This window comes from Nocardiopsis tropica, from assembly GCF_042660575.1.
Taxonomy (GTDB): Bacteria; Actinomycetota; Actinomycetes; order Streptosporangiales; family Streptosporangiaceae; genus Nocardiopsis; species Nocardiopsis tropica.
On the sequence record NZ_JBHSUF010000002.1, the window covers coordinates 101,460 to 118,546 of the forward strand.

The window sequence follows — 17,087 nt, forward strand, 5'->3', positions numbered from 1 at the left end:
GCAGCCCGGAGGAGAACGGATGCAGCCCACCGCCGCCGCCCCGGAGAGCGTCACCTGGAAGATCCACCTGGACCGGTCGATGTGGGTGGCGGGCGTGCGCGCCCTCATGCTCCAGGCGCTCCACCCCGTGGCCATGCAGGGGGTGTGGCAGCGCTCGGACTTCCGCTCCGACCCGACCGGACGCCTGCTCCGCACCGCCCACTTCGTGGCCGTCACCACCTACGGCAGCCTCACCGAGGCCGAGGCCCTCGGCGCGCACATCCGCCGCGTGCACCGCGCGCTGTCCTTCACCGACCCGGCCACCGGACGCCTGCACCGGGTGGACCAGCGCGACCTGCTCGTGTGGGTGCACTGCGCGGAGGTCTCCTCCTACCTGGAGACCGCCCACCGCGCCGGAGTGCCGCTGACGGCGGAGGAGGGGGACCGCTACGTGGACGAGCAGTCGCGCACCGCCGCCTACGTCGGCCTCTCCCGCGACGACGTGCCGCGCGACCTCGCCGGGATGCGCCGCTACCTCGCCGCGGTCCGGCCCTCCCTGCGCGCCACCCCCGAGGCCCGGCAGGCGGTGCGGTTCCTGCTGTGGCCCAAGGTGCCCGAGCGCCTGGCCTGGCTGACCCCGCTCAAACCCCTGTGGTTCCCCGTCGGCGCGCTGTCCTACGCCACCCTGCCCGCGTGGGCGCGCCGCGCCTACGGGATGCTGCCGGACCCGCCGGGGAGCGACGCCCTCGCCACCACCGCACTGCGGGGGCTGCGGGCAGGGCTGGAGCTGGTGCCGGAGCGGTACTACAACCTCGTCTTCGACGAGGCCACCGTGCGCAGCGCCGACGAGGCGAGGAAGCGCCTGCTGGCCGCGGGGTACGAGGTCGAGAACGGGTTCCGGGCGCTGCGCGCCCGCACGCGCTTCCGGGCGCCGGCCGTGCCGGCGCCCCGCGACCCCGCCGAGGTCTGAGGCCCGCTCGCGGGCGGGCCGCCGTCCGGCACGGCGTGGGGCCGGTCGCGGCCGGAGCCCGCCCCCGGCCCCGCGGGCCGGTACGCGTCGTGGTCCGGCACACGCCCGAGGAGGTACGGCCTCCGGCGGGGGGACTTCGCGCGGAGAGGACGGGACGGCCCGTGGGCGGCCCCGCCCGAGCCCCGGGGCTTCCGGGCCGACTGCGGGCCGTGCCCCTACCTGTCCAGGACCCGGCGGAGCGCGGCGAGCACCACCTCGGCGCGGTCCAACCGGGCATTGTGGCCCATGAGGCCGATCCGCCACACGGACGCCGCGTAGCGGCCCACGCCCGCGCCGATCTCCAGGCCGTACTCGTCGAGCAGGCGCATCCGGACCTTGGCCGAGTCCACGCCCTCGGGGACGAGCACCGACGTGAGCTGCGCCAGCCTGTGCCCCTCGGCGGCGAACAGCTCCAGCCCCATGTCCACCAGGCCCTCGCGCAGGCGGGCCCCGGCCGCGCGGTGGCGCTCGGCCACCGCTTCCGGGCCCTCGGCCTCGATGCGTGCGAGCGCGGCGTCCAGGGACGCGATCATCGCCGTCGGCGCGGTGTGGTGGTAGGCGCGTCCGCCGGGGCCGCCGCGCACGTAGGCGCCCAGGAGCCCCAGGTCGGCGTACCACACGGGCGGGGTCGTGACCCTGCGCTCCCAGGCGCGCTCGGAGAAGGTGAACGGGGCCAGCCCCGGTGCGACGCCCAGGCACTTCTGGGTGCCGGAGTAGGCGATGTCGACCTTCCACGCGTCCAGCTCCAGGGGCATGCCGCCCAGGGAGGTCACGCAGTCGGCGAGCAGGAGGGTGTCGTCGGAGCGCTCGCGCAGGGCGCGGCCCAGGGCGCCGACGTCGCTGACCACGCCGGTCGAGGTCTCGGCGTGCACCACGGCGACCAGCCTCGGGGAGGGGTGGGCGTCCAGCACGCGCCGCACGTCCACGGGCTGTCCCCACTCGTGGTCGACCCGTACGACATCGGCTCCGTAGCGGCGGGCGACCTCGCACATGCGCTCGCCGAAGAGGCCGTTGACCGCGACGACCACCACGTCGCCCGCGGAGACCGTGTTGGCGAAGGCCGTCTCCATGCCCAGGGAGCCGGTTCCCGACAGGGGCAGCGTCAACGGGTTCCCGGTGCCCCACAGGGCCCGGAGCCGGTCGCAGGTGCGTTCGAGCACGGCGATGAACTCGGGGTCGAGGTGACCGAGGAGGGGCGCGGCGAGCCCCAGGGTCGCCTCCGGATAGGGGTTGCTCGGGCCGGGGCCGAGCAGGATGCGGTCCGTCAGTGGCATGCGCACACACTAGCGGGGCGTGTGCGCCGGACGCGTGACGGGGAGCGGGGGGAGGTCCGCCCCGCGGCGGCGGTGCGGACGGCGGGGCCCGGCCCCCGGACGGGTTCCCCGGGGCCCGCGGCCCGGGCCGCGGGTGCGGGTAGCGTGGATGCCAGCGCCGGTGAGGGGGTTCCCCGATGAGACGCAGGGTGCGACAGTACGGGATCCTCATGGGTGTCTGCCTCGTCCTCTTCGCCGGTTCGCTACCCGTCTACTACGTGTTCGGCACGGGGTGGGCGGTGGCCATGTGCGCGGTGGCGTCGGTCCTCCCACCGGTCGCGGCCACCCTGGGCAACCTCGCCGACCCGGCCGACCCGCAGGACCGCGGCGCCCGTTTCGGGCCCAACGCCGACCCGGGCGGCGGGAGCGGCGACGGCCCCGACCGCGGGGACCCCGGCGACGGTGACGGTCCCGGCCGCGCCCCGGGCCCTCCGTAGCCCCGCGGCCCCGGGCCGGCCGACCCCCTTCGGCGGGAGCGGCGGTCCCGCACGTAGTATTCCGGCGGGGTCGGGCACCGTGCGCCCGGACGGCCGCCGCGACTCCCGGACGACAGGGGAGGGGAAGCGGTGACGCACACCAGCACCGAGGACGCCGGGGCGGGCGGCAGCACCGGAGGGGTGCGCATGCTGCGGGTGCTCCACGACGACCCCCGGGTGGCGGGGCTGCTCGCGGGCCTGCTGGAGGAGTACACCGAGCGCTACGGCGCCGAGGGCGCCGCGAAGGAGCTCGCCCGGTACCCGGTGTCCGAGTTCGTCGCCCCCCACGGCCGCATCGTCCTGGCGGAGTCGGACGGGGAGGTCGTCGCCGGGGGCGCGATCCGCCCCTACAAGAAGGACCGCGCGTCCATGGCCGACACCGCCGAGTTCAAGCGGATCTGGACCTCGGGCCGCCACCGCCGCCGCGGGCTCGGACGAAGGGTGATGGCCGCACTGGAGGAGGCTGCCCGGGACCTCGGCTACACCAGGGTCCTGCTCTTCACCGGCCCCTCCCAGCCCGAGGCCGTCGCCCTGTACGAGGGCATCGGCTACCGGTGGGTCGACCCGGCCGAATTCGACGAGCTGCCGTACTCCTCCGCGATCCCCTTCGCGCACGAGCTGTGAGCCCGGACCCTCCGCCACAAGGGCCGCCCGACCTGCGGCGATCCGGTTCCGCGGGGTCGGCTCCGGGCACAGCGGGCGCCCCACGGGCGTTATGGGGGCCGCTATGCCCGTCGGTCGGTCGCCCGTACGGTACCCCCCGTACGATGGGCGGCAACGGCCGTCACCAGCGGTCACCGAGGGCCGTCACCCGCGGCCCCTACGACGGATCCGACAGGAGAGTCACGACGTGAGCGAGCAGCAGCGCCCCGGAGCCCAGACGGACGCACCCGTGTTCAGTCCACGCAAGAACGGGCAGGCGCAGTCGGTCTCCGACGAGCTCGCCGCGTGGATGAGCACCGGGTGGGCCGACACCGAGCTGCGGGACCTGAAGCCGGTCGAGCAGGCCGGGCACACCGCCCGCCGCCGCGCGGCCCTCAGCGCCGCCTTCCCCGGCGAGCGCCTCGTCGTCCCGGCCGGACAGCTGCTCACCCGCTCCAACGACACCGAGTACCCGTTCCGGGCCGCCACCGCCTACGCGTACCTCACCGGGGACACCTCCGACGGCGGCTGCCTGGTGTTCTCCCCGGACTCCGACGGCGGCCACGACGTGGTCCTGTACCTCAAGCCCCGCTCCAACCGCGAGAACGGCGAGTTCTGGCTGGGCGGCTACGGCGAGCTGTGGACCGGCCGCCGCCACAGCCTGGACGAGGCCGCCGCCCTGCTCGGCGTGCCCACCGCCGACGTGACCGGCCTGACCGAGGCCCTGCGCTCCGACGCGGTGACCACCCGGATCGTGCGCGGCCACGACGCCGCCCTCGACGCCCTGGTGGACGGACTGCGCGCCGACGCCGACGAGGACTCCCGCGCCGGGTCCGCCCGGCTCGACGAGGAACTGGCCGTGACGCTGGACGACCACCGCCTGGTCAAGGACGAGTGGGAGGTCGCCCAGCTCCAGCTGGCGGTGGACGCCACCGTCCGCGGCTTCGAGGACGTCGTCCGGGCGCTGCCGCAGGCCAAGGACACCTCCGAGCGGTTCGTCGAGGGCACGTTCTTCCTGCGCGCCCGGGTCGAGGGCAACGACGTCGGCTACGGCACCATCGCCGCCTCCGGCGCCAACGCCACCACCCTGCACTGGACCCGCAACGACGGGCCGGTGCGAGAGGGCGACCTGCTGCTCCTGGACGCGGGTGTGGAGACCACCACCCTGTACACGGCCGACGTCACCCGCACGATGCCGGTGTCGGGCACCTTCACCGACCTCCAGCGCAAGGTGTACGACCTGGTCTTCGCCGCGCAGGAGGCGGGGATCGCCGCCGTCGCCCCGGGACGGCCGTTCACGGCCTTCCACGAGGCGTCCCAGCGCGTGCTCGCCGAGGGCCTGGTCGAGTGGGGCCTGCTGGAGGGTCCGGTCGAGAGGGTCCTGGAACTGGGCCTCCAGCGCCGGTACACGCTGCACGGCACCGGCCACATGCTCGGCATGGACGTGCACGACTGCGCGGTGTCCCGCCAGGAGGTGCACCTGTACGGCGACCTCGAGCCGGGCATGGTGCTCACGGTCGAGCCCGGCCTGTACTTCCAGCCCGACGACCTGACCGTCCCCGAGGAGCTGCGCGGCATCGGCGTGCGCATCGAGGACGACGTGCTGGTCACCGAGGAGGGCCGCACCGTGATGTCGGCCGGCCTGCCCCGCTCCTCCGCCGACGTCGAGGCCTGGCTGGCCGAGCGCCTGCCGCGCTGACCCCGCCGAGCCGTACGCGCACGGGCCGTCTTCCCTTCCGGGAGGCGGCCCGTCGCCGTCGGGGCGCCGCGACGTCGGACGACGGATCCGGGACGGGGACGCCGAGCCGCGTGTGGGACGCCCGCCGCCGAACCCCCGGGTTTGCCCAAGGACGGGTGATGCTTCGCACCCCGGGGTTTGCGTCGCCGTGTGAACGGTGAGCAGGGGGAGAAGGACAGGACACACCGAGCAAGAGGAGGTTCTCCTCTCATGGGAGACGACAACCAGGGCCCCACGCTGCGGATCTTCGCCTCGCCGGGGCGCTACGTCCAGGGACGCGGCGCCCTGGCCCGGTTGGGCGAGCTGGTCGCCGACCACGGATCGCGGCCGCTCGTCCTGGCCGACGACGTCGTCCGCGGCCTGACCGAACAGGTCGTCACCGACTCCTTCCGCGAGGCGGGGCTGCCCCTCGTCTTCGAGCGGTTCGGGGGCGTCCCGACCCGGGCGGAGGCCGCGCGCGTCGCCGCGGTGATCGGGGACGGCGGCCACGACGTCGTCATCGGCCTCGGCGGGGGGACGGCGATCGACACCGCCAAGGCCGCGGGCGACGACTCGGGGGTCCCGTGGGTGAGCGCGGCGACGGTCGCGTCGACGGACGCCCCCACGTCGGCGCTGTCCGTCGTCTACACCGAGTCCGGCGCGTTCGAGTCGTACCGCTTCTACGACCGCAATCCGGCCCTGGTCGTGGTGGACACGCAGCTGGTCGCCGAGGCTCCCACCCGGTTCCTCGCCGCGGGGGTCGGCGACGCGCTCGCCACGTGGATCGAGGCGCGGGCCGTGCGCGACGCGCACAGCCACAACATGGTGGGCGGCCTCCCGACCCGCTCGGGGACCACGCTCGCGCGCCTGTCCTGGGACATCCTGTGGGAGTCGGCCCTCCCCGCGCTGGAGGCGGTCGACCGGAACCTGGTGACACCCGCCGTCGAGGCGGTGGTGGAGGCCAACACCCTCCTGTCCGGCCTCGGCTTCGAGTCCGGCGGACTGGCCGCCGCGCACGCGGTCCACGACGGCCTGACCGCGGTGGACCAGACGCACCACCTGGCGCACGGGGAGAAGGTCAACATCGGCTCCCTCACGCAGCTGCTCCTGGAGGGCGCCCCGACCTCGGAGGTGGACGCGTTCGCGGAGTTCACGGCCCGTGTCGGCCTGCCCACCACACTCACCGAGGCGGGGCTGGGCGACGCCGACGACGCCACGCTCGACCGGGTGGTGGCCGCGGCGACCGCGCCGGAGGAGACCATCCACAACCTGCCCTTCGCCTTCACCCCCAGGGACGTGCGCGACGCGCTGCGCGCCGTCGAGGGGGTCGGCCGCCGCGCACGCGCGCGGGCGGGCCTCGGGGAGCCGTCCGCGCCGGACCACGGCTGACCGTCGTCCCGTGCCGGCCCGGGGCGAGGACCCGCCCTGCCGGGCCCGTGCTCCGGGGGCAGCGGCTCCGGCGGCCCGGCCCGGCGGGGCGCCCCCGCCCGGGGCCCCGCGACCGTGCGGGAAGGGGGCCGCGGGCGGCGCCCGCGCCGGAGGGCCCGCCTCAGGAGGCCGGTCCGGCGAGCCCCGCCAGTTCGGCCTCCAGGAGCGGTCCCAGGAACCCCCTGGTGCGGGCCGCGTCCGCGGGGGCGCGACCGCGCGGCGTGGGCTCGACGAACATGATCAGGTACAGGTACGTCCGGTAGAGGGCGAGCCGGCGGAGCAGGCCGGGGGAGAAGTCGAGGACGCCGCCCGTGTCGCGGTACCCCGCGAGGAAGTCGGCGTCGTCCCGGATGTCGCCGAACAGGGCCAGGGAGACCAGGTCTGCCGCGGGATCGCCCCAGAACGCGCGCTCGGCGTCGATGATCCCGGTGAGGCGCGGTTCGCGGTCGGGGCCCCCGTCCGCGCCGGGCCGCGACGCCAGGACGTTGCCGTCCCACAGGTCGAAGTGCGTGAGGACGGGGGTGCGGACCGGTGCGAGGTGGACGAGGTTCGCGGACACCAGCCGCACGACCTCGGCGCCGCCCCCGGGCAGGGGCACGGAGAAGCGCCGCGCGTCCGCCACGACCGCCTCGACCATGGCGCGGAAGGCCTCCGGCCAGGTGTCTGCCCGAAGCCCCGCGGACCCCGCCGGATAGCCGAAGGCGTCGCCGGTGACCGTGTGCAGGGCCGCCACGGCACGGCCCAGGTCCCGGCGGGCGGCGGAGGACCGCACGGGCGCCTCGCCGGACCGCAGGTCCTCCAGGGTCTCCCCGGGCAGGTGGTCGAGGAACAGGTACTCCCGGCCCGGTTCTCCGGGGACCCGTCCGGAGGCCAGGACGCGAGGGACGAGTCCGCCCAGCAGCGGACGGGCCCTCGCGTAGACCAGGGCCTCCGTGGCCAGGAGGCCCTGCTCATAGGTCAGGCGGGGGCGGTCGGCGGGCGGCGCGACCTTGAGGACCGACCTCCGGCCGTCGCGCAGGACCACGGAGCGGACCGTGTTGTAGGTGCCGCCGGACAGGGCGGTGTGCTCGCGCACCCGCGCCCCGCGCCCGAAGGCGGAGCCGACGAGGGCGTCGAGGGCGGGGTCTGCGGGAAAGGGGCGGTCGGCTGCGGGGGGCTGCACGCACATGGGCCCAACCTAGCCGTACCGGCCACGGAGGCCGGTGACGACCTCCCCGCCCGACACACGGCAAGAGGGCCTCCGGCATCGGTGCGGACCGCGGCATCCGCACCGACGCGCCGGAAGGCCCTCGACGCCCCTCACCACCCATGCCCGTGCCACCCCCGCACCCGCCGGACGCCGCAGCCGCCCGAGGGGCGCGGGGCGGCCGCGGCGCCCCGCACCCTGTCTGCGCCGGTTCCGGTCGGCCCGCCTACACCGCCCGCCCCGGCCCGGAAGACCACGCCTCCGGCCCGGGCCGCCCCGTGTGCGTCCCCGGCCCGGTCGGGAAGCCGCCGTGGCGGGCGCCCCCGGAACGGCCGCGTGCTCCGAGGACGGGAGTTCCGGTCCGGACGTGCCGGGGCCGGGCGGCCCCCGAGGCGTTCCCGGGACACGGGTGCGTTATCTCACGGGCGCCCCGGAGCCCCCGCACAGGCGTCATCGCGGCCGGACGTGGCCTCCCTCACGGGAGAAGCACGCCCCGTCCCTGGTTGACTGGTCCGCGCTGCACGGGCCGGAGGCGTGCCAGGGGGCCGTAACGCACCGCCGCCCCACCCCTCCGCTCCGTCCACAGTCCGCGTACGTCGCCGAAGCGGCCCGGGACGACCGTCTCCGGGCGGACCCGCGCCGCCCGACGGCGTCCGGCTCCGCGTTTCGCCGGACGGCGCGCCCCGTAGCGGGCGCCGTCCGACCGGCCTGCCGCCGACCGGGGCGGACCCTTCCACGCCGACCGTCGACAATGCCGGTCGGCAGTTTCCCACCGAGGAGCATCCCCTTCTCCATGTTCTCCACCCTGCGCACACGTGTGTCCGCGTCAGGAAACCGTCCCGACCTCTGGGTCATGGGCGTCACCTGCGTGCTCCTGATCGCCTTCGTGGTGACGGCCCTGGCCTCACCCGGGGCGGTCGGCGCCGCCGTCGACGCCGCCTTCGCCTGGTCCGCACAATGGTTCGGCGCGTACTGGCAGGTCCTGCTCCTCGCCATGCTCGCCGTCGCCGCCGTCCTCGCGTTCTCCCGCTACGGCAGGGTCCGCATGGGCGGCATGCCCGCACCCGAGTTCGGCATGTTCCGGTGGGTCGCGATGGTCATGACCACCCTGCTCGCCGCGGGCGGGGTGTTCTGGGCCGCGGCCGAGCCCATCGCCCACTACACCGCAGCGCCGCCGGCGTACGCCGACCAGGCCGGAGGCATGGAGGGGGCCGCGGTCGCGCTGGCCCAGAGCTTCGTGCACTGGGGCTTCCCCGCCTGGGCCATCGGAGGGTCCCTGGCCACCCTGGTCATGATGCGGGGTGTCGAGAAGGGCATGCCGCTGCGCCCCCGGACACTGCTGTGGCCGGTCATGGGCGAGCGTGTGCGCACCCACTGGATCGGCGCGGTCGTCGACATCAGCTGCGTGGTCGCGGTCGTCGCCGGGACCGTCGGACCGATCGGCTTCCTCGGTCTCCAGGTGTCCTACATCGGGGGCCGGCTGTTCGGGCTGCCCGACGGGTACGGCACCCAGGCCGCCATCATCGCGGGGCTGACCGTCGTGGGCGCCGTGTCGGCGGCGAGCGGCCTCAACCGGGGCATCCAGCTGCTGAGCAAGGCCAACGTCTGGGCGGCCCTCGCGCTGATCCTGGCCATCGTCGGACTCGGCTCCGTGCCCTTCGTCGTCGACCTCTACCTCCAGGCGATGTCCGTCCACGTCCGCGAGTTCGTGCCGATGGCGCTCTTCCGGGGCGACCAGGAGTGGCTGGGCTACTGGACCGTCTTCTTCTTCGGCTGGTTCCTGGGCTACGGGCCGATGATGGCGATCTTCATCGCCCGCATCTCCCGGGGCCGCACCGTGCGCCAGATCTTCGTGGGGGCCACGGTCGCCCCGGCCGTGGTGACCACCGTCTGGTTCACCGCGCTGGGCGGCACCGGCATCTTCCTGGAGCAGCAGAACCCCGGAGCCGTCTCCGGCGCCTACGAGGCGGACGGGCTCCCCGCCGCCGCCCTGGCCATCGTCGAGGCGCTGCCGATGAGCGCGTTCCTGGGGGTGCTCATGGTGGTGGTGACGCTGATCTTCTTCGCCTCCACCCTGGACGCGATGTCCTACGCGATCGCCTCGTCGAGCATGCACGAGGGCACGCCGCCCGGGTACTTCCGGGCGTTCTGGTGCTTCGGCATGGGCGCCGCCGCCATCGCGCTCCTCCTGGTCGGGGACGGCGGCGTGCAGGCGCTCCAGTCCTTCATCGTGGTCACCGCGGTCCCGGTGGGGCTGATCATGCTCCCGACGCTGTGGACGACTCCGCGCCTGCTCCGGACCATGGCCGTCGAACAGGGGATCGTCGCCGACCCCGCCTCCCCGGCCGCGCGGGACGGGGGAGCGCAGTCGGACCCGGGGGACGGCGCCCCCTCGGCAGAGGGCGACCGGGTCGCGGCGGGCGGCGCCCGGTAGCCGCGGCGCCGTCGGCGGCGCGGGCGGGTACACCCGTCAGGGACCCCGCCCGCGCCGTGGACGGGCTCCGTGCAAACCTTCCGGACAGCCGGTTCCCGGCACGCGGAACGGCCTCCGAAGGTTCCCGGACGATCCATGATCTGGAACACAGAAGTAAATGGGCCCCGTCCCGTAGGATCGGGAATGTCCCGGTCCCATGGGAGGTTGGTGTACCTCTGGGCGGGTCCGAACGCGTCCCCCGCGGACCCCGTTCCTTTCCACGACACGACCACCCACACGACGACGCGAGGACACCAGTGACCGGGCAGCACAATCCATCAGTGGCCGAGGAGAACTCGGCCGGCAGTAGCGGCGGAGCGGAGCCGCGCACCGCCGACCGCCTCGTCATCCCGCTGCTCCTCGTCTCGGCGTTCGTCGTGATCCTGAACGAGACGATCATGGGAGTGGCGCTTCCCGCGCTCAACAGGGACCTCGGGATCTCCGTCTCCACCGGGCAGTGGCTGACCTCGGCGTTCATGCTCGTGATGGCCGTGGTCATCCCGGCCACCGGGTTCCTGCTCCAGCGGTTCCACCTCCGCCAGGTGTTCATGGCGGCCATGACGCTGTTCAGCATCGGCACGCTGATCTGCTTCCTCGCGCCCGGGTTCGGGCTCCTCCTGGCGGGCCGTGTCGTCCAGGCCGTCGGCACGGCGATCATGATGCCGCTGCTCATGACGACCGTGCTGAACCTCGTGCCGCCGGACCGCCGCGGCCGCACCATGGGCAACATCTCCATCGTCATGGCGGTCGCCCCCGCGGTCGGCCCCACACTCGCCGGCTTCATCCTCAGCGCCCTGGACTGGCGCTGGATGTTCGGCCTCGTCCTGCCCATCGCCCTCCTCGGCCTGGTCCTCGGCTCGCTGTTCATCCGCAACGTCACCGAGCCCCGCCACGCCAGCATCGACCTCCTCTCGGTCCTGGTGTCGGCGTTCGCGTTCGGCGGCCTCGTCTACGGGTTCTCCAGCCTCGGCGAGGGCCACGCCACCGCGATCGTGCCCCCGTGGGTCGCGATCGGCGGCGGCGCCGTGGCACTGGTGCTGTTCGTGTGGCGGCAGCTGCGCCTCCAGCGCGGCGACCGCGCCCTGCTCGACCTGCGCGTGTTCCGCTCGCGTCAGTTCTCGATCTCGATCGGCCTCGTCGCGGTCAGCTTCATGGCGCTGTTCGGCACGCTCATCCTGCTGCCGCTCTACATGCAGAACGTCCTCCAGCACGACACGCTCGTCACCGGCCTGACCCTGCTGCCGGGCGGCCTGACGATGGGCCTGCTCGCCCCGGTGGTCGGCCGCCTCTACGACCGGTTCGGCCCGCGCCCGCTGGTCATCCCGGGCGCGGCGGTCGTCTCGCTGGTGCTCTGGACGATGACGCTGTTCGGCACCGAGACACCGCTGGGCTTCGTGGTCGCCACGCACGTCCTGCTGAGCGCCGGGCTGGGCTTCATGTTCACCCCGCTGCTCACCGGCGCGCTCGGGTCGCTCAAGCCCGAGCTCTACTCGCACGGCAGCGCCGTGGTCGGCACGGTGCAGCAGGTCGCGGGCGCGGCGGGCACCGCCACGTTCATCGCGGTCATGTCCGCCAGCTCGGCGAGCCTGCTCACCGACGGCCTCCCCGAGATCAGCGCCCAGGCCGGCGGCATCCACGTCGCCTTCCTCCTCGGGGCCACGATCTCGGTCCTGGCCTTCGCGGCGACCTTCTTCGTGCGCCGCGTCGAGTCGGGCACCTCGGAGGGCGCTCCGATCGCCCACTAGGAACCTCGCGACGGCGACGGCCGCGCACGGGAGCTCCCGTGCGCGGCCGTCGCCGTGTCGGCGGGTCCTCCTTCCCCGCCCTCCTCCACGCGCCGCGCCGTCCGCGGCTCGTTCGCCCCGTCCCCGGGACGCCCCTGGATAATCGGTGCGGAGCGGCCGTGCACGGGCGGCCGGGACCGGAGGGGGAGACATGGGCACGACGCGAACGCACGCGGTCGGCGCCGTGATGCTCGGTCTGGCGGCGGGCGCGCGCTCCTCGCTCGGGACGGCCGCACCCCTGTGGCCGGCCTCGTCCGGGCGGCGGCGGGTGTTCCTCGCCGCTGGAGTCCTCGGGGAGTTCGTCGCGGACAAGTCTCCGGTCGTCCCCAGCCGCCTCTCCTGGCCGAGTCTCCTCGCCCGCTCCGCCAGCGCGGCCGCCGGAGGCGCGATGCTGGCCCGGGAGCGCTCGCGACCGGTCGCCGGCAGCGCCGTGCTCGCGGCCGCCGCCGCGCCCCTCGGCGCGCTCGCGGGGTCCGGGTGGCGGAAGCTGTGGACCGACGGCGGACTCCCCCCGTGGATCGGCGCCCTCGTCGAGGACGGCCTCGCCCTCGCTCTCGCGGCGGCCGCCTGCCGGGGGGTCCGCGGCGCGGCCGGGGACGAGGGGCCCGGCCCGTGGTGGCCGGCCGCCCGCACCTCCTCGCAGGGGCGGGTTCGGCCCGCGCCCGCTCCGGGTAGGTGATCCGGGCAGAACACGCATCCGACCCTGGGGAAGCACATGGCACGCCTGATCGACCTGCACGGCACCGCGCTGGAGGAGTTCGACCGCCGGGTCCGGGCGGTCGGGCTCACCGACTGGGCCCGGCCCACGCCCTGCACGGACTGGGACGTGCACGACCTGGTCAACCACCTGGCCACCGAGCAGCTGTGGGTCCCGCCCCTGCTGGGCGGGGCCCGGATGGAGGACGTCGGCGACCGTTTCGACGGGGACAACCTGGGTGAGGAGCCCGCGGCCTCCTGGGCGGTGGTCTCGCGGGAGGCCCGGACGGCCTGGCTCGGCCTGTCGTCCCTGGAGCGCACGGTCCACCTGTCCTTCGGGGACGTGCCCGCCGAGGTGTACCTCTGGCAGATGACCTTCGACCTGGCCGTCCACGCCTGGGACCTGGCCCGCGCGATCGGCGCGGACGAGGCGCTCGACCCCGACCTGGCCAAGGAACTCCACGCCTGGGCCTCCGATCAGGACTTCGGGCCGGGGCAGATGTTCGACGCGCCCTCCCCGGTCGGCCCCGACGCGACGGCCCAGGACCGCCTGATCGCGCTCACCGGACGCACGCCCTGAGCGGTCCCCGGACGCGGGCGGCCGGGGGACGCACCCGCCCCTCCGCCGGGCCGCCGCAGCCCCTGTCCCCGGCGGCTCCGGGGCGCCCCCGGACGCGGCACGAGCCGTCCGGCACCGCCCCGACGTGGCGGCTTCGCCGAGCCACCCCCGTGTCACACACTGGGACGAGAGCTGTACGAGGGGCAACGAGGGGAAGGCACATCCGGTGGACGCCACGATCACCCTGCGGGTCGACGGTGAGGAGCGCCGGCTCACCGTCGACACCCGCACCACACTGTTGGACGCGCTGCGAGACCGGCTGGAGGCGACCTCGCCCAAGAAGGGCTGCGACCACGGGCAGTGCGGAGCGTGCACCGTCCTCCTGGACGGGCGCCGCATCCTGTCCTGCCTGGCGCTCGCGGTCGCGCACGACGGCGCCGACGTCACCACCGCGGCCGGCCTGGGGAGCGGGGACGGCGCCCCCGGCGGGGAACTCCACCCCGTGGCCCGCGCCTTCGTCGACCACGACGGCTTCCAGTGCGGCTACTGCACCCCCGGCCAGGTCTGCTCGGCCGTGGGCATGCTGCGGGAGGCCGAGGCCGGCTGGCCCAGCCACGCGACCGCGGACCTCGACGCCCCGGTGAGCCTGGACGACGAGGAGATCCGCGAGCGCATGAGCGGCAACCTGTGCCGGTGCGGCGCCTACACCAACATCGTCGCCGCGATCAGGGAGGCGGCACGGTGAGGCCCTTCGACTACACGCGGCCCGACGGGCCCGCGGACGCCGTCGCCCTGGTCGCCGACGACCCCGGCGCCGCCTACCTCGCGGGCGGCACCAACCTGGTCGACCACATGAAGCTCGGCGTGGCCTCGCCCACCCGGCTCGTGGACGTGCGCGGCCTGCTCGGCAACCGGGTCGAGGAGCTCCCCGGCGGGGGGCTCAGGATCGGCGCCTCCGTGCCCAACAGCGACCTGGCCGCCCACCCGGCGGTCCGCCGCCGCTACCCGGTCCTGTCCGCCGCGCTGCTCGCCGGCGCCTCGGGGCAGCTGCGCAACGCCGCCACCACCGGCGGGAACCTCTTCCAGCGCACCCGCTGCCCGTACTTCCAGGACACCACCACGCCCTGCAACAAGCGCGAGCCCGGCACGGGCTGCTCGGCCCTGGAGGGGCACGGACGCGACAACGCCGTCCTCGGCGCCTCCGACCACTGCGTGGCGACCCACCCCTCCGACATGGCGGTGGCGCTCGCCGCACTGGGCGCGGAGGCGCGGGTGCTCGGCCCCGGCGGGGAGCGCGTCGTGCCGATCCCGGGCCTGCACCGGCTCCCCGGCAGCGAACCCGAACGCGACACCGTCCTCGGACACGGCGACCTGGTCACCGCGGTCGACCTGCCCCACCTGCCGGTGGCCGCACGGTCGGCCTACCGCAAGGTGCGCGACCGCGCCTCCTACGCGTTCGCGCTGGTGTCGGTGGCCGCCGCGCTCGACGTCGTGGACGGCACGGTCGCGGACGTGCGCATCGCCTTCGGCGGACTGGCGCACGTCCCCTGGCGCGCCCACCGCGCGGAGGAGGCGCTGATCGGCGGACCGGCGACGGAGGAGGCGTTCCGCGAGGCCGCCCGCGCCGAGCTCGCCGACGCCCGCACCGGGCGCGACAACGCCTTCAAGGTCCCCATGGCCGTCAACACGCTCGCGTCCACGCTGCGCGGCCTCACCGCCGAGGAGGCACGATGACCACCACGCCGAGCACGCCGTCCGTCGGGCGTCCGCTGACACGCCTGGAGGGGGAGGCCAAGGTCACCGGCCTGGCGCCCTACGCCTACGAGTACGCCCTCGCCGACCCGCTGTACCTGGGCCCGGTCCTGTCCACCGTCGCCCGGGGCCGGGTCAGCGCCGTGGACACCGCACGGGCGGAGGAACTCCCGGGGGTGCGCGCCGTCCTGACGCCCGCCAACGCCGAACGGCTGGCCGACACCGAGGACCGGGAGTTCGCCGTCCTCCAGAGCGACGAAGTGTCCTTCCGCGGCCAGTTCGTGGCGGCCGTGGTCGCCGACACGCCCGAGACGGCCCGCGAGGCGGCCGGGCTGGTGGACGTCGCCTACGAGACGCTCGCGCACGACGTGACGCTGACCGCCGACCACCCGCGCCTGTACCGGCCGGAGGCGGTCAACACCGGTGTCGAGGCGGACACCGAGCAGGGGGACCCCGACGCCGCGCTCGCCCGCGCGGCCGTCGTGGTGGACCGCACCTACCGCACGCCCATGGAGCACAACAACCCCATGGAGCCGCACACCACCGTCGCCCTGTGGGACGAGGGGGGCGGCCGTCTCACCCTCTACGACTCCACCCAGGGAGCGCACCCCGTCCGGCACACGGTCGCCGGGGTCTTCGGCCTCGACCCGGAGCGCGTCAGGGTGGTCGCCCCGTACGTCGGGGGAGGGTTCGGGTCCAAGGGCTCGGCGCACGCGCACAACGTCCTGGCCGCGATGGCGGCCCGCGCCGTCCCCGGACGCCCGGTCAAGTTCGCGCTGACCAGGCAGCAGATGTTCAGCCTGGTCGGCTACCGGACGCCCACCATCCAGAGGCTGCGGCTCGGGGCCGACCGCGACGGGCGCCTGGACGCCGTCGTGCACGACGTCGTGGAGCAGACCTCGAAGATCAAGGAGTTCGCCGAGCAGAGCGGGGTGTGCACCCGCATGATGTACGCCGCCCCCCACCGGCGCACCACGCACCGGCTGGCGCCCCTGGACGCGCCCATCCCGTTCTGGATGCGCGCCCCGGGCGAGGCGCCGGGGATGTACGCGCTGGAGTCGGCCATGGACGAGCTCGCCCACGAGTGCGGGGTCGACCCGGTGGAGCTGCGCCTGCGCAACGAACCCCCGGTCGACCCCTCGACGGGGGAGCCCTGGTCGGACCGGGCTCTCGTCAGGTGTCTGCGCGAGGGCGCCGAGCGCTTCGGCTGGCACGGGCGCGACCCCGCGCCGGGCGCCCGCCGCGAGGGCGACTGGCTGGTGGGCACGGGGGTCGCCTCCGCCATGTACCCGCACATGGTGAACCCGGGGTCGGTGGCCGAGATCCGGTACGGCGAGGACCGCCGCTACCACGTCGGCATCGGCGCGGCAGACATCGGCACCGGAGCGCTGACGGCCCTCACCCAGATCGCCGCGGACGCGCTGGGGCGCCCGCTGTCGGAGGTCGTGGTCTCCATCGGCGACACCGACCTGCCGGAGGCCTCCGTGGCGGGCGGCTCCAGCGGCACCACGTCCTGGGGGGCGGCGCTGGTCGCCGCGGCCCGGGTCTTCAGGGCCGAACACGGCGAGGCTCCCGCGCCGGGCGCGAGCGCGCGCGGGACCGCGCCCGAGGACACCGCGACGCCGGGCTACTCGCAGTACTCGTTCGGCGCCCACTTCGTGGAGGCGCGGGTGCACGCCGACACGGGGGAGATCCGGGTCCCGCGCATGCTGGGCCTGTTCTCGGTCGGCCGGGTCGTCAACCCCCGCACGGCGCGCTCGCAGTTCCTCGGGGGGATGGTCATGGGCCTGTCGATGGCGCTCTACGAGCAGAGCGTGGTCGACCCCGCCTTCGGCCATGTGGTCAACCACGACCTGGCCCAGTACCACGTCGCCGTGCACGCGGACGTGTCCGGGCTGGAGGCCGACTGGCTGGAGGGGGAGGACCCGCACGCGGGCCCCCTCGGTTCACGGGGCGTGGGGGAGATCGGCATCGTCGGCACGGCGGCGGCCGTCGCGAACGCCTGCCACCACGCCACCGGCGTCCGGGTCAGGAACCTGCCCCTCACCCCGGACCTCTTCCTGCGCTGACCTG

14 protein-coding genes are annotated in these 17,087 nt (G+C 75.1%); 12 read left to right on the forward strand and 2 right to left on the reverse strand.

Translation table 11 applies throughout. The annotated features are described in order from the left end of the window. Positions 1–19 precede the first annotated feature (19 nt). Positions 20–949: an oxygenase MpaB family protein gene (locus ACFQBR_RS03080; protein WP_344176010.1), complete on the forward strand. Its 930-nt coding sequence runs from the start codon at positions 20–22 to the stop codon at positions 947–949. A gap of 215 nt (positions 950–1,164) precedes the next feature. On the opposite strand, the gene ACFQBR_RS03085 is transcribed toward ACFQBR_RS03080, so the two are convergent. Next, positions 1,165–2,262, reverse strand: coding sequence for a pyridoxal-phosphate-dependent aminotransferase family protein (locus ACFQBR_RS03085; protein ID WP_267944601.1), 1,098 nt, complete (start codon positions 2,260–2,262; stop codon positions 1,165–1,167). Between the two features lie 188 nt (positions 2,263–2,450). On the opposite strand from ACFQBR_RS03085, the gene ACFQBR_RS03090 reads away from it, so the two are divergent. The 4 genes from ACFQBR_RS03090 to ACFQBR_RS03105 all read left to right on the forward strand — a co-directional run bounded on the left by ACFQBR_RS03090 (position 2,451) and on the right by ACFQBR_RS03105 (position 6,525). Continuing rightward, positions 2,451–2,738, forward strand: a complete 288-nt coding sequence (locus tag ACFQBR_RS03090) for a hypothetical protein (RefSeq protein WP_378551993.1) — start codon at positions 2,451–2,453, stop codon at positions 2,736–2,738. Positions 2,739–2,867: 129 nt separating this feature from the next. After that, entirely contained in the window at positions 2,868–3,401 is a 534-nt protein-coding gene (locus tag ACFQBR_RS03095) for a GNAT family N-acetyltransferase (RefSeq protein WP_378551995.1), read from the forward strand. A gap of 226 nt (positions 3,402–3,627) precedes the next feature. Beyond that, positions 3,628–5,118, forward strand: a complete 1,491-nt coding sequence (locus tag ACFQBR_RS03100) for an aminopeptidase P family protein (RefSeq protein WP_267944599.1) — start codon at positions 3,628–3,630, stop codon at positions 5,116–5,118. 249 nt (positions 5,119–5,367) lie between these two features. Next, positions 5,368–6,525, forward strand: coding sequence for a glycerol dehydrogenase (locus ACFQBR_RS03105; protein WP_344176015.1), 1,158 nt, complete (start codon positions 5,368–5,370; stop codon positions 6,523–6,525). Positions 6,526–6,685: 160 nt separating this feature from the next. On the opposite strand, the gene ACFQBR_RS03110 is transcribed toward ACFQBR_RS03105, so the two are convergent. Next, on the reverse strand, positions 6,686–7,732 hold the full coding sequence (locus ACFQBR_RS03110) for a phosphotransferase family protein (RefSeq protein WP_344176017.1): 1,047 nt from the start codon (positions 7,730–7,732) through the stop codon (positions 6,686–6,688). An 811-nt stretch (positions 7,733–8,543) separates the two neighbouring features. Between ACFQBR_RS03110 and ACFQBR_RS03115 the strand changes: the two genes are divergently transcribed. The 7 genes from ACFQBR_RS03115 (at position 8,544) to ACFQBR_RS03145 (ending at position 17,083) form a co-directional block, all read left to right on the forward strand. Further along, on the forward strand, positions 8,544–10,184 hold the full coding sequence (locus tag ACFQBR_RS03115) for a BCCT family transporter (RefSeq protein WP_267944596.1): 1,641 nt from the start codon (positions 8,544–8,546) through the stop codon (positions 10,182–10,184). Positions 10,185–10,480: 296 nt separating this feature from the next. Further along, positions 10,481–11,968, forward strand: a complete 1,488-nt coding sequence (locus ACFQBR_RS03120; RefSeq protein WP_378552001.1) for an MDR family MFS transporter — start codon at positions 10,481–10,483, stop codon at positions 11,966–11,968. 190 nt (positions 11,969–12,158) lie between these two features. Beyond that, a complete protein-coding gene (locus tag ACFQBR_RS03125) occupies positions 12,159–12,686 on the forward strand; it encodes a hypothetical protein (protein ID WP_344176021.1) in 528 nt (175 codons plus the stop codon). A 36-nt stretch (positions 12,687–12,722) separates the two neighbouring features. Then, the gene (locus tag ACFQBR_RS03130) at positions 12,723–13,283 is read left to right on the forward strand and encodes a TIGR03086 family metal-binding protein (protein WP_267944593.1); all 561 of its coding nucleotides are present in this window, start codon (positions 12,723–12,725) and stop codon (positions 13,281–13,283) included. 205 nt (positions 13,284–13,488) lie between these two features. Next, the gene (locus tag ACFQBR_RS03135) at positions 13,489–14,007 is read left to right on the forward strand and encodes a 2Fe-2S iron-sulfur cluster-binding protein (protein ID WP_267944592.1); all 519 of its coding nucleotides are present in this window, start codon (positions 13,489–13,491) and stop codon (positions 14,005–14,007) included. Next, positions 14,004–14,996, forward strand: coding sequence for an FAD binding domain-containing protein (locus tag ACFQBR_RS03140; RefSeq protein ID WP_344176024.1), 993 nt, complete (start codon positions 14,004–14,006; stop codon positions 14,994–14,996). The genes ACFQBR_RS03135 and ACFQBR_RS03140 overlap by 4 nt, the downstream gene beginning before the upstream one ends. Continuing rightward, positions 14,993–17,083 (forward strand): xanthine dehydrogenase family protein molybdopterin-binding subunit, encoded by a 2,091-nt coding sequence (locus ACFQBR_RS03145; RefSeq protein ID WP_344176026.1) that lies wholly within the window; start codon positions 14,993–14,995, stop codon positions 17,081–17,083. The genes ACFQBR_RS03140 and ACFQBR_RS03145 overlap by 4 nt, the downstream gene beginning before the upstream one ends. The last annotated feature ends 4 nt before the right edge of the window (positions 17,084–17,087 follow it).

Excerpts from the sequence above, each read along its gene's own strand:
- ACFQBR_RS03080 (WP_344176010.1), top strand. The coding sequence starts at position 20 with ATGCAGCCCACCGCCGCCGCCCCGGAGAGCGTCACCTGGAAGATCCAC.
- ACFQBR_RS03085 (WP_267944601.1), bottom strand. The coding sequence starts at position 2,262 with ATGCCACTGACGGACCGCATCCTGCTCGGCCCCGGCCCGAGCAACCCC.
- ACFQBR_RS03105 (WP_344176015.1), top strand. The coding sequence starts at position 5,368 with ATGGGAGACGACAACCAGGGCCCCACGCTGCGGATCTTCGCCTCGCCG.
- ACFQBR_RS03110 (WP_344176017.1), bottom strand. The coding sequence starts at position 7,732 with ATGTGCGTGCAGCCCCCCGCAGCCGACCGCCCCTTTCCCGCAGACCCC.
- ACFQBR_RS03115 (WP_267944596.1), top strand. The coding sequence starts at position 8,544 with ATGTTCTCCACCCTGCGCACACGTGTGTCCGCGTCAGGAAACCGTCCC.
- ACFQBR_RS03125 (WP_344176021.1), top strand. The coding sequence starts at position 12,159 with ATGGGCACGACGCGAACGCACGCGGTCGGCGCCGTGATGCTCGGTCTG.
- ACFQBR_RS03130 (WP_267944593.1), top strand. The coding sequence starts at position 12,723 with ATGGCACGCCTGATCGACCTGCACGGCACCGCGCTGGAGGAGTTCGAC.
- ACFQBR_RS03145 (WP_344176026.1), top strand. The coding sequence starts at position 14,993 with ATGACCACCACGCCGAGCACGCCGTCCGTCGGGCGTCCGCTGACACGC.